Origin of the sequence: Sphingomonas sp., from assembly GCF_964263785.1 — a bacterium.
GTDB lineage: Bacteria > Pseudomonadota > Alphaproteobacteria > Sphingomonadales > Sphingomonadaceae > Sphingomonas.
Genome location: NZ_CAXVWL010000106.1, coordinates 1 through 12138 on the forward strand (window position 1 = coordinate 1; position 12138 = coordinate 12138).

Consider the following 12138-nt stretch of genomic DNA (forward strand, 5'->3'; position numbering starts at 1 on the left):
CAAGTTCCTCGACGTCGGCAAGTTCAAGTACGAGGCGCAGAAGAAGGCGAACCTCGCCCGCAAGTCGCAGAAGACGCAGGAGATCAAGGAGATCAAGATGCGTCCGAACATCGACGACCATGACTACGACACCAAGATGAAAAAGGTGGAGGAGTTCATCGGTGAAGGCGACAAGGTAAAGGTCACCATGCGCTTCCGCGGTCGCGAGCTGAGCCACGGCCAGCTCGGCATGAACTTGCTCAAGCGCGTGCAGGAGGATGTCGCGGAGGTCGCCAAGATCGAGGCATACCCGCGCATGGAAGGCCGTCAGATGCTGATGGTCCTCGCGCCCAAGTAAGCTCGCTGCCCTATGCGGCAGATCGTAGTGGCCTCATTTCGCATGCTCGGCAGTTCGCCGCCGGGCTCGATCATGTGTTTGCTGAAAAGGTGTGTCGCCGGTGTGGCGCTTTGGCGACACCCCGTTTGAAAAGCCCATACCTCAAGAGAAATCCGTAGACGCACGCCTGCTCACCGCCCTACCGGCGCACGATACCGATCATTCGAATCGTATTCTGGAGAGTGAAGCCGATGCGTGCCACCGCGTTCCTTTTGTCCGTCGCCGCTATAGTCGTCGCGTCCCCCGCCGTCGCTCAGGTGCCCGCCGGCGCCGAGACCGCGCCGGCGCAGGCACCCGCTTCGTCGGAGGGTGTGGCTGCCGGATCGGTCGCAGGGCAGACGCCCGGCTCGACGGATGCCGCCGCGCCCGCAGCGGAGTCGCTGAACACCAGCGACATCGTCGTCACCGCGACGCGGCGTTCTGAGCGGCTGTCCAACGTGCCGATCGCGGTGTCGGCGGTCGGCCAGCAGGCACTGCAGAATTCGGGGGGCAACGACATCCGCTCGCTTAACCAGCTCGCGCCGTCGCTGCTGATCTCGTCGACCGGCAATGAATCGAATGCTTCCGCCCGTATCCGCGGCATCGGCACCGTTGGCGACAATCCCGGGCTCGAAAGCTCGGTCGCGGTGTTCATCGACGGCGTCTATCGCAGCCGCACTGGCGTCGGCCTCAACGAACTCGGCGAGATCGAGCGCGTCGAAGTCTTGCGCGGGCCGCAGGGTACGCTGTTTGGCCGCAACGCGAGCGCCGGCCTCATCAACATCATCACACGTGAGCCCGAGTTCAACTGGCATGGCAATGCCGAGGCGACCTACGGCAATTACGACCAGTATCGCGCCTCCGGGGGCATCACCGGGCCGCTGATCGGCGACAAGCTCGCCTTCCGTGTCGACGGTGTCTACGTCAACCGTGACGGGTTCTACAAGAACGTCACCGCGGGCGGCGGCAGCGAAAGCCGCGTCAACGACCGAGACCGCTATTTCGTGCGCGGCAAATTGCTGTTCAAGCCGACCGAGGACCTGACCTTCCGTCTGATCGGCGATTACACCCGCCGCAACGAAAGCTGCTGCGGCGCGGTGTATTACAGCCAGAACGAGACCACCGACCCGACACCTGCCACCAATGTCGCGAACGCCAATGGCAGCACCGTCAATACCGACGGCGCGGTCGCCTATGGCACGTCGAACCGGATCGTCGACATCCTGCGCCGCCAAGGCGCGGTCTATCCGCTCGCAGGGGTGACTCCCGATCCGTTCAACCGCCAGGTGACGGTGACACCGGGGCAGACGTTTCGCAACAAGACCAAGGATTACGGCGGCTCGCTCCAGGCCGACTGGAATCTGGGCGGGGCGACGCTGACCTCGATCACTGCATATCGGGAATACAAATCGGGCAACGCCGGCGACGTCGACTATACCAACGTCGATCTGACCCACCGTGCCGGCGACGGCAACGCCTATCGCCAGTTCCACACCTTCACGCAGGAGGCGCGTCTCCAGGGATCGCTGTTCGGCGACAAGCTCGACTGGCTCGTCGGGGGTTTCTACTCAAAGGAAAACCTGAAGCTCGTCGATAACGTCGTCTTCGGTGCTCAATACGGCCAGTTCGCCGCCTGCCGGATCGTCGCCACGATCAATCCGGCGGCCGTGCTTCAGGACCAGAATCAGGCGGGCTGCCTCAGCGCGGCGGGTCGCGCGACGCTGACCAGCGCCGCCGCCTTTGGTCCGGCATTGGGTGCTGCGGTCATCGGTGGCCTCAACAATCTGTACAACGTTAACAACGTCGGCGATTCCGGCTCGCTCTATCGTCAGCGCAGCGAGAACTATGCGTTCTTCACCCACAACATCTTCCATCTCACCGACACGCTGTCGGTAACGGGCGGCCTGCGCTACACGCATGAAAAGAAAACGTTCAGTGCGGACTTCAACAACAACAATGCGATCTGCCCCGCGCAGCAGGCCGCGTTGTCGCCGCTCGTTGCGAATGCGGCCATTCCGGGTGCCGCGCGGCAGGTCATCGGAGGTATTGTCACGCTCACCTGCACGGGCAATTCCTCGACATCGCTGAACGCGCTCGATCTTCGCGACAGCTTCAAGGACGGTGAGTTCACCGGTACGGCGGTGTTGTCGTGGAAGCCGATTCCGCAGCTGCTGACCTATGCGTCCTATGCCAAGGGCTACAAGGCGGGCGGCTACAACCTCGACCGCTCCGATCTGGGCGGCCCCAACGGCGTGTTCTCGCCGCGCACCAATGCCGATGCGCCTGGTCTGCGCTTCAACGCTGAGAAGGTGAACAACTACGAGATCGGCGCCAAGCTGAACCTGCCGAAGTTCACGCTGAACGTCGCGGCCTTCCGCGAGGAGTTCAAGGACTTTCAGCTTAACACCTTCAACGGGTCGATCTTCGTCGTCCAGAACGTACAGGGTTGCAAGAACGACCTGAACGGCGCCGACCGCGACAACGCCGGCGCGGTTCCCGGCACCGGCGGTTGCGTCGGCAATGCCGACCGGCCGGGCGTGATCTCCCAAGGTGTCGAATTGGAGGCAACGCTCAACCCAATTCGCGAGATCACCTTCTCGGCGGGCTATACCTATGCCGACACGCATTTCCGCAACAACCTAGTCGGCAGTTCGCAGGGTGAGGCGCTCGATCCCGCGCTGTTCCTGCTGCCGGGCAGCCCGCTTTCGAATGCGCCCAAGAACGTCGTCACCACGTCGTTCGCGTTCACGCCGGATATCGGATCGAACGGCCTGTCGGGGCTGCTCTACGTCGATAGCCGGCTAACTTCCGACTACAACACCGGCTCGGACCTGGCGCCCGAGAAGAAGCAGGACGGCTTCGCGGTGGTCAATGCCCGCATCGGCCTGCGCGGGCGCGACCAGATCTGGGCACTGGAATTGTGGGCGCAGAACGTGTTCAACAAGAACTACATCCAGGTCGCATTCAACACGCCGTTCCAGGGTGCTGGCTCGGTGGCAAACACCCAGGCGTTCGGCACGACCAGCAACGCGCTGTATTCGGCATTTCTCGCCGAGCCACGCACCTACGGCGTGACGCTGCGCTCGCGGTTCTGATCGTTTGACACTTCGGAGGGCCGGTCCGCACCCAGCGGGCCGGCCCTTCGCGCGTCTACGCCGCCAGTTCCTCGGGCTCGCCAGCCGCTGCCGCGAGCAGGCGGCGCTCGAGCGTCTTGATCCTTACCGGATTGTCGATGCGGTCGCCGGTCAGATCGGTCAGGTAGAAGATGTCGACCGCACGCTCGCCGTAGGTGGCGACGTGGGCGGAGTGAACGGTCACCTTCGACTGGAAGAGCGCGTGGGCAAGCTGGTTGAGCAGCGCGGGGCGGTCGCGCGCATTGACCTCGACGACGGTGAAGCGGTTCGAGGCGCGATTGTCGATCAGCACGTTGGGCGCGATCTCGAACGCCTCGGCGCGGTGGCGCGACAGCGGCCGCGCGGTCAGGCGGTCGGCCAGCTTGCCGCGATTGGCCAGCGCATCCTCGATGCCGCGCTTCAGCCGGGCCAATTGCTTGGCATCGTCGAACGGCCGCCCGACCGGGTCCTGCACTAGGAAATTGTCGATCGCCATGCCATCGCGGGTGGTGTGGATGCGCGCGTCGATGATGTTGCCGCCCGCCAGATGGATCGCGCCGGCGATGCGGTAGAACAGGCCGGGATGGTCGGCGGCGTAGATCGTCACTAGGGTCGCACCGCGTTCGGCATAGACCTGCGCGTCGATCGCCAGCGGCGCGTCCGTCGCGCCCGCCATCAGCCGGGCATTGTGCGCGAGCACGTCGTCGGGTTCGGCGACCCAATAGGGTTCGGCCAGGCGGCGGACGTGGGCGGCGAAGGCCGTGTCGGTCCAGCCGAGCGCGGCCCTGAGCGCGTCCTGCTTGGCCGCGACCCGCTCGCCGCGGCCCTTCTGCTTGTGGCCGAGACGGAGCACCTCCTCGGCGGCTTCGTAGAGGGTCGCGAGCAGCTGGCGCTTCCAGCCGTTCCAGACGCCGGGGCCGACCGCGCGAATATCGACCACGGTCAGCAGCATCAGCAGCCGCAGCCGTTCGGGGCTCTGCACGACTTCGCAGAAGTCGAGGATGGTCTTGAAGTCCGACAGGTCGCGCTTGAACGCGGTCGCCGACATCAGCAGGTGGGCGCGGACCAGCCAGGCGACGGTTTCGGTCTCCGCCGCGCTCAGCCCGAGCCGCGGCGCCAGCCGCCGCGCGACCTCGGCGCCGAGCACCGAATGATCGCCGCCGCGCCCCTTGGCGATGTCGTGGCACAGCACCGCGATATACAGGGCGCGGCGTGAGACGATCTGGCGGACGATCGCGGTGGCGAGCGGGTGGTCGTCCTTGAGCAGCCCGCGCTCGATCTGCGACAGGAGGCCGATCGCGCGGATGGTGTGCTCGTCGACCGTGTAGTGATGGTACATGTCGAACTGCATCTGCGCGACGACCCGGCCGAAGTCGGGAACGAAGCGGCCGAAGACGCCGGTTTCGTTCATCCAGCGCAGTACCAGCTCGGGATCGCGCGGCGAGGCGAGGACGTCGAGGAACAGGGCGTTGGCGCGCGCATCGCCGCGGATGTCGTCGCACAGCTTCACGTCGCGCGCCGCCGCACGCATCGCCAAGGGGTGGATTTCGAGCCCGTGCTTGTCGGCCAGCGCGAACAGCTCGATCAGCCGCACCGGTTCTTCGGTGAAGAAATCGTCGCGGGGCAGCGCCAGGCGGCCGCGGTCGAGGACGAAGCCGTGAAGGCGGCCGGGCTTGCGCCGGATCGTCGGCAGGCCGAACCGCCGCCCGCGCGCCGCGAATGTCTCGTCGAGGTGCGCCAGGAAGACGCCGGTCAGGTCGCCGACGATCTTTGTTTGGAGGAAGTAGTATTGCATGAACCGTTCGACCTTCGACTTGCCCGGGCGGTCGGAGAAGCGCATGCGCACCGCGATCTCGCGTTGCAGATCGAAGGTCAGACGGTCTTCGGCACGGCCCGCGATCGCGTGGAGGTGGCATCGCACCGCCAGCAGGAAATTGTCGGCACGGTGGAAGCGGCGGTATTCGGCGGGCGTGAACAGCCCGCGCTCGACCAACTGGGCGGCGCGCTGGACGTCGTAGGCGTATTTGCCGATCCAGAAGAGCGCGTGGAGATCGCGCATCCCGCCCTTGCCCTCCTTGACGTTGGGCTCGACGACGTAACGGGTGTCGCCCATCTTCAGGTGCCGCGCGTTGCGTTCGGCGAGCTTGTCGGCGACGAACTGGCGGGCGGTATCGGCCTGGACCTCGGCCTTGAAGCGCCGCGAGGCTTCGTCGTACACCGTGGTGTCGCCGACGACGTAGCGCGCCTCCAGCAAGGCGGTGCGCACCGTCACGTCGGCCTTGGCCTGGCGCACCATCTCGTCGAGCGAGCGGCTGCTGTGGCCGATCTTCAGGCCGAGGTCCCACAATGCGTAGAGCATCGATTCGATGACGCCTTCGGCCCAGGGCGTCTGCTTCCAGGGTGTCAGGAAGCCGATGTCGACATCCGAATAGGGCGCCATCTCGCCGCGGCCATAACCGCCGACCGCGATCAGGGCGAGGCGTTCGGCGGCGGTCGGGTTGGCGAGGGGATGGAGGCGGGTGACGGTGAAGTCGAACAGGACGCGCAGCAGCTGGTCGACCAGATAGGCCTGGCCGCCCGCGGCTTCGAGCCCGCGCGAGGGGTGCGCGAGTAAGCGCCGGTCGATCTCGGCGCGGCCCTGCGCCAGCGCATCCTTGAGCAGCACGGTCGCCTGGCGCCGGAGCGCGGCGCGATCGGTGCCGTCGATTGCCGCCAGCGATTCGGCAAGCAGGCGGCGGTCGACGATCGCGCGGCGGTTGGGGATCGATTCGAAACGGCTGGGCATGGCTATCTAGATAAGGGTGTTATTTAAAATTGCAGTGTTCGGGCGGTCTGCCGCGAAGGTAACGAAGGTAACGTGGTTTGGAGCTTTTGCCGGGCTGCGCAGGGCCGCGGGGGACTTGGAAGTACAGGCTAAGGTAAAGCCAATGCGATGCCTTGCGCTCGGGTGCGGGCTGCCGTCCGCACGGATGGCTGCGCGATGACGATGAGAAAGACTGGTGTCTGCGGTTAGGTCACGCGGTTTCCAACTTTGCAAGCGGCGCTGAGTGAAGGACGGTGTGCGGCCGGCCGCGGCGTGGCATGGGCCTCGCCATGCCCACGATCCTGCTGCTCATCGCCTCCAACGTGTTCATGACGGTCGCCTGGTACTGGCATCTGAAGGGCGGGATGAACTGGCCGCTGCCGACCGTCATCGCGATCAGCTGGGCAATCGCGCTGTTCGAATATTGCCTGGCGGTGCCGGCCAACCGGATCGGTTATGCCAACGGCTGGTCGGCCGGGCAGCTGAAGGTGGTGCAGGAGGCGATCGCGCTGGTCGTGTTCGGCGTGTTCATGGTGACCGCGCTCGGCGAACCGCTGCACTGGCGGCACGCGGCGGCGTTCGGGTGCATCATGGCGGCGGTGGGGTTTCTGTTCGTAGGGCGGTGACCGCAATATCTGGTGTGAGGCGGCGTGTTTGCATCCACGATCGTGAAAACGTTGACGCTGGTTGATGCGTGAACGTGTGCCGATCGGCGCCGATCGTTACCGTTTCGCATCGATGAGAACGAGCCATGATCGAGGCGAACTCGCCTTGCGCCGATGGTTGCATAGGTGGCGGGTTGTAGGACAGGGAGCTTGGACGCAGGGCTGATATCGGTCAAACGAGCCGGAGCACCTGTTGCACATGGGGCTGATACAGAAGCATGATGACGGTCCGGGCGCGACGCCATCGGACAGGAGACAGATGATGAACCCGCTCGTATCCGGCCTCGCCCCCATGCACCCCGGCGAGATGTTTCGCGAGGATATTCTGCCGGCGTTGAACAAGACCGAGGCGGAGATCGCCAGGCTGCTCGAGGTGTCGCGGCAGACCCTCTACGACATCCTCGCCGAGAAGCAGGATATCACGCCCAGCCTGGCGCTCGGGATCGGCAAGTCCACCGGCACCAAACCGGAGTTTTGGTTGAACATGCAGCGCAATTATAACCTGCGTGTGCAGGCCGTAAAGGATGAAGATATCCTCGCCCGGATTCCAACACTCGAAGCGGCCTGACCCTTTCCCGTTTTCCCGTCGATGTGCGATCGTTTTGGGAAAAGTGGATTGGGAACAGATTCCGGGAAAGACCCGCTCTGCCATCGGCAAAAAGCCCGCAGCGGGGCGGGCCTCCTCGTTCGTCGTTCCCAAACGGGAACGCGGCAACGATTTGACGCTTGCTATGTAACGCGAAGGTTACTAGTAACCTTCGCGTTACATGAGGATCATATGTCACGTCAAGGCGCCAACTCTTTCGCCGATCGCCGAGGCCGCAACGTGCTGCTAATGGCCATAGCGGCCATCGGCTTCACCGCTTTTGCGGTTACTGGTCACGAAGCAGACCTATGGACGCGTCCGTTTTTTATCATGGCGGTATTCCTGATCGCGTGCCTCGTCTGGACGTTCGGCACCCCTGGCTTGCTGCGGTGGTCCAAGCACGAACGATCGTTGTTGAATGACGAACTGGTCCGACTGAACCAGCATCGAGCGGCACAGGTGGGCTTCGGTATCGCTCTGGCCGGTCTGGCTGCCACGGCATTTCAGCCTTCCGCAATCGGCATGGCAGCACAGATAGTCGCAGTGATCTCGCTCGCCGCAGCCATCATCGGCGCGGCGCTGACGTTCGCGTGGTTCGAACATGTCGGGAAGTGAATTGACGCCGAACCTGCGCGATCACCGGGCGCGCGCAGGACTGACGCAGCAGCAGCTCGCCGAGCAAGTCGGCGTAACCCGCAAGACGATCAATACGATAGAAAATGGCGTGTTCGTGCCTTCGACAACCTTGTCGCTGAAACTCGCGCGTCACCTCGGAACAACGGTGGAGGAGCTTTTTTCGCTCTCGATATAGCTTCTCAAATGATTTCGCGACGGGTTTTGGGAAGGCTTTCTCTTTCCTGAAACTCGATCGTTTGCGAGAAGCGGTTCCTCGATGCAAAAACCGTATGCCTGGAGGGCGGTAAAGCTGCGCACGCATGAGGGTAGGCTTCCTGTTTCGAAGGCCCGAAAGTGATGGGATCGCTGCTGAGCCCTAATCGCCACGGAAGTGTGGAAATTGCCCCACCATCACCCCTCCGATTGCCGCGCCAGTGCCTTCAGCCGGTACAGCGTGTCGAGCGCCTCGCGCGGGGTGAGGGCATCGAGGTCGAGCGCTTCCACTTCCGCGCGGATCGCGTCGCATTCGGCTTCTTCCGCCTGCACCGCAGCGGCGAAGAGGGGGAGGTCGTCGAGGCCTGCCGCCAAGCCGCCGGTCTTGGCGCGGCCTGCTTCCAGCTTGGCGAGGACCGCCTTCGCGCGCGCGACCGTCGCCGGGGCTATGCCTGCCAGGCGCGCGACCGCGAGGCCGTAGCTGCGGTCGGCGGGGCCGTCGGCGAGCTCGTGGAGGAGGACGAGGTCGCCCTTCCATTCTCGTGCGCGGACGTGGTGGAGGGTCAGGGCTTCGCAGCGTTCCGCCAGGCGGGTCAGCTCGTGATAGTGGGTGGCGAACAGGCAGCGGCAGTGGTTGTCGTCGTGGATCGCCTCGACCACCGCCCAGGCGATGGCCAGGCCGTCGTAGGTCGAGGTGCCGCGGCCGACCTCGTCGAGGATGACGAAGCTGCGCGGGGTCGCTTGTGCCAGGATCGCGGCGGTCTCGACCATCTCGACCATGAAGGTGGAGCGCCCGCGCGCCAGATTGTCCGACGCGCCGACCCGACTGAACAGGCGGTCGACGAGGCCGATGCGGGCTTTGGTGGCGGGAACGTAGCTGCCCGCTTGGGCGAGGACCGCGATGGCGGCGTTCTGGCGCAGGAAGGTCGACTTGCCGCCCATGTTGGGGCCGGTGACGAGCCATAGCCGCGAGTCCGGGGTGAGCAGGCAGTCGTTGGCGACGAAGCGTTCGCCTGCCTTCGCGACCGCGGCTTCGACGACGGGGTGGCGGCCGCCTTCGACCTCGAAACAGGGTTCGTCGACGAGGGTGGGGCGGGTCCACCCGCCCTCCGCAGCGCGTTCGGCGAGACCCGCGGCGACGTCGAGGCGGGCGAGGGCGTCGGCGGTGGCGGCGATGTTTTCGCGGGTGGCGAGCGCGGTGGCGGTCAAATCCTCCAAGTGCGCGGCTTCGGCGGCGAGGGCGTGGGTTCCGGCCTGCGACACCTTCATCGCGACGTCGTGGAGCGCGGGGGTGTTGAAGCGGACGACCCCGGCGAGCGTCTGGCGGTGGGTGAAGCCGCTGTCCGCCGCCATCAGCGGGTCGGCGGCGCGGGCGGGGACTTCGACGTGGTAGCCGAGGACGCCGTTGTGGCGGATTTTCAGGGCGGGGGTGGCGGTTTTCGCGCGGAACTCGGCTTCGAGCGCGGCGATGGCGCGGCGGCCGCCTGCGCCCGCATCGCGCAGGTCATCGAGCGCGGCGTCGTAGCCTGCAGCGATGTAGCCGCCGTCCGACGCTTCGATTGGCGGGGAAGGGACCAGCGCGCGCGCGAGCAGGTCGATGAGCGCGCCGTGGCCGCGCAGGCGGGGGGCGAGGTCCGCAAGGAGGGCGGGGGGGTCGCTCGCCTTGCCTAACCGTTCGCCGAGGCTCCATGCGCCGTCGAGGCCGTCGCGCCATTGCCCGAGATCGCGCGGGGCGCCGCGTCCTGCCGCGAGCCGCCCGAGCGCGCGGCCGACGTCGGGGAGCGCGCGCAGGGTGGCGCGGAGCGTCTCGCGCAGCCCCGCATCGTCGTGGAGGAAGCGGACGAGGTCGAGGCGGGCGTCGATGCTGGCGCGATCCATCAGCGGTGCGCCGATGTCCGCCGCCAGCGCGCGCGCGCCCCCGCCGGTGACGGTGCGGTCGACCGCGTCGAGCAGCGACCCCTTGCGCTGCCCGCTCGTGGTGCAGGTGAGCTCCAGGCTCTCGCGTGTCGCCGCGTCGATCGCCATCGTCGCGCCGGTCGCGGCGAGCACTGGCGCGCGGAGAAAGGGCATCGCGCCGGTGGCGGCATGCTCCAGATACGCGACCAGCCCGCCCGCCGCCGCCAGCGCGGCGCGCCCGAACTGGCCGAAGCCGTCGAGCGTGGCGACGCCGTACAGGCGCTTGAGCCGCGCTTCGCCGCCTGCGCTGTCGAAGTCGGCGCCCGGGCGCAGCGTCGTAGCGGCGTCGGCGAAGGCGCTGGCCTCGCTTGCAACCACCTCCGCTGCCGCCAGGCGCGCGAGCTCGGCGGACAGCCCGGCGGCATCGGTCTCGACGATCTCGAACCGCCCGGTCGATACGTCGGCGGCGGCGAGCGCGACTTGTCCTCCGACTTCGCCGATAGCGACGCACCAGTTCGCGGTGCGCGCGTCGAGCAACGCCTCCTCGGTCAGCGTGCCTGCGGTGACGAAGCGGACGATCGCGCGGTTGACCAGCGCCTTGCTCCCCCGCGCCTTGCGGGCGGCGTCTGGGCTCTCGGTCTGCTCGGCGATGGCGACGCGGTGGCCGGCCTTGATGAGCCGCTGGAGATAGGCGGTCGCGGCGTGGACGGGGACGCCGCACATCGGGATCTTGCCGCCGTCATGCTCGCCGCGCGCGGTCAGCGCGATGTCAAGGCAGGCGGCGGCGATCCGCGCGTCGTCGAAGAACAGCTCGAAGAAGTCGCCCATCCGGTAGAACAGCAGGCTGTCGCCCGCCTCGGCCTTGAGCGCGAGATATTGGACCATCATCGGGGTTGGAGCGGTGGTCATCGTTTGAAGCGACGAGGCTGTCGACGTCCGTGGTGGACGTCGAGAACTACAACTCGATCGCCGAGCACTTCGTAAATCAGGACGTAGGGGGGTACCGTCGCCATCTCACGCGTGTCCTCGGGGCCGGGCCTACCGCGGTTCGGGAATACCGACAGGCTTTGTGACAGCGCGTACAAGCGGATCGCGATCTGATCGGCGGCAATGGGATCGAATTGTTCGATATAAGCGATGATCTCGTCGAGCTGTTCGGAGGCTGCCTCCGACCAGATGACCTCAGCCATGCGTGTCCGCGAGCCACTCCTTGAAGGGCTTTCGACCCGGCTTTCCCCATGTCAAAAGCCATTCTCCGACTATGGCATTCGAATAGACCCGGCCGGCGGCGACGTCGGCTCGGGCCCGCGCAAGGGATGCAGCGACTTCTTCGTCCGTATAGGGGATACCGGGGCAGGGGGGCAGATGCGACAGGTCGAGCGGCGGTTCGCCATCGTGCCACCGCTCGACGTCCATATCGTATTCGCGCCGCGCGCCGTGCGAGCCATTGTCCATGCCGAGGCTATACCGCTACCGCGCCCCCCTGCCTAGCGCCGCTTGAAAGCGCCCCGTCAAACCGCCTAGAGCCTCAAGCGTCCCCGGGAGCCGAACGCATGTCCGACGAAACCAACCTCCAATTCTCCGAGCGCGAGGCGCTGTTGTTCCATTCGGAGGGGCGGCCGGGCAAGATCGAGATCGTCGCCAGCAAGCCGATGGCGACCCAGCGCGACTTGGCGCTGGCCTATTCGCCGGGTGTCGCGGTGCCGGTCAAGGCGATCTACGACGATCCCGCCACCGCCTACGACTATACCGCCAAGGGCAATCTGGTCGCGGTGATCTCGAACGGCACCGCCATCCTGGGGCTCGGCAACCTCGGCGCGCTCGCCTCCAAGCCGGTGATGGAGGGCAAGGCGGTGCTGTTCAAGCGCTTCGCCGACGTCGATTCGATCGAC

The 12138-nt window shown here is 66.0% G+C and carries 10 protein-coding genes and 1 pseudogene; 7 read left to right on the forward strand and 4 right to left on the reverse strand.

Going from position 1 to position 12138, the window contains the following annotated elements; all coding sequences use genetic code 11:
- Together infC and ACE5C1_RS14050 are read left to right on the forward strand one after the other, a co-directional pair.
- Nucleotides 1-337, forward strand: a 337-nt coding sequence (gene infC, locus ACE5C1_RS14045; protein WP_374944697.1) for a translation initiation factor IF-3, incomplete at its 5' end; no start/stop codon positions are given.
- 230 nt (nucleotides 338-567) lie between these two features.
- Nucleotides 568-3450 carry a TonB-dependent receptor gene (locus ACE5C1_RS14050; protein WP_374944698.1) on the forward strand — a complete coding sequence of 961 codons (2883 nt, stop codon included), beginning with the start codon at nucleotides 568-570 and terminating at the stop codon, nucleotides 3448-3450.
- 55 nt (nucleotides 3451-3505) lie between these two features.
- On the opposite strand, the gene ACE5C1_RS14055 is transcribed toward ACE5C1_RS14050, so the two are convergent.
- Nucleotides 3506-6253 carry a [protein-PII] uridylyltransferase gene (locus tag ACE5C1_RS14055; protein WP_374944699.1) on the reverse strand — a complete coding sequence of 916 codons (2748 nt, stop codon included), beginning with the start codon at nucleotides 6251-6253 and terminating at the stop codon, nucleotides 3506-3508.
- A 308-nt stretch (nucleotides 6254-6561) separates the two neighbouring features.
- On the opposite strand from ACE5C1_RS14055, the gene ACE5C1_RS14060 reads away from it, so the two are divergent.
- The 4 genes from ACE5C1_RS14060 (at nucleotide 6562) to ACE5C1_RS14075 (ending at nucleotide 8333) form a co-directional block, all read left to right on the forward strand.
- Nucleotides 6562-6897: a DMT family protein gene (locus tag ACE5C1_RS14060; RefSeq protein ID WP_374944700.1), complete on the forward strand. Its 336-nt coding sequence runs from the start codon at nucleotides 6562-6564 to the stop codon at nucleotides 6895-6897.
- Nucleotides 6898-7195: 298 nt separating this feature from the next.
- Complete coding sequence (locus ACE5C1_RS14065) at nucleotides 7196-7504, forward strand: HigA family addiction module antitoxin (RefSeq protein WP_374944701.1); 309 nt, start codon at nucleotides 7196-7198, stop codon at nucleotides 7502-7504.
- A 267-nt stretch (nucleotides 7505-7771) separates the two neighbouring features.
- Nucleotides 7772-8137, forward strand: a complete 366-nt coding sequence (locus tag ACE5C1_RS14070) for a hypothetical protein (protein WP_374944702.1) — start codon at nucleotides 7772-7774, stop codon at nucleotides 8135-8137.
- A 1-nt stretch (nucleotide 8138) separates the two neighbouring features.
- Nucleotides 8139-8333, forward strand: a complete 195-nt coding sequence (locus ACE5C1_RS14075) for a helix-turn-helix transcriptional regulator (RefSeq protein WP_374944703.1) — start codon at nucleotides 8139-8141, stop codon at nucleotides 8331-8333.
- A 215-nt stretch (nucleotides 8334-8548) separates the two neighbouring features.
- On the opposite strand, the gene mutS is transcribed toward ACE5C1_RS14075, so the two are convergent.
- From mutS to ACE5C1_RS14090, 3 genes are read right to left on the reverse strand one after another with little or no spacing between them, the layout of a single operon-like run.
- Nucleotides 8549-11134: a DNA mismatch repair protein MutS gene (mutS, locus tag ACE5C1_RS14080; RefSeq protein ID WP_374944706.1), complete on the reverse strand. Its 2586-nt coding sequence runs from the start codon at nucleotides 11132-11134 to the stop codon at nucleotides 8549-8551.
- Between the two features lie 17 nt (nucleotides 11135-11151).
- Nucleotides 11152-11436, reverse strand: a complete 285-nt coding sequence (locus ACE5C1_RS14085; protein ID WP_374944704.1) for a type II toxin-antitoxin system RelE/ParE family toxin — start codon at nucleotides 11434-11436, stop codon at nucleotides 11152-11154.
- Nucleotides 11429-11701 carry a hypothetical protein gene (locus tag ACE5C1_RS14090; RefSeq protein WP_374944705.1) on the reverse strand — a complete coding sequence of 91 codons (273 nt, stop codon included), beginning with the start codon at nucleotides 11699-11701 and terminating at the stop codon, nucleotides 11429-11431. The genes ACE5C1_RS14085 and ACE5C1_RS14090 overlap by 8 nt, the downstream gene beginning before the upstream one ends.
- A gap of 98 nt (nucleotides 11702-11799) precedes the next feature.
- Between ACE5C1_RS14090 and ACE5C1_RS14095 the strand changes: the two are divergent.
- Nucleotides 11800-12138: pseudogene (locus ACE5C1_RS14095) on the forward strand (NADP-dependent malic enzyme); the annotation flags it as partial.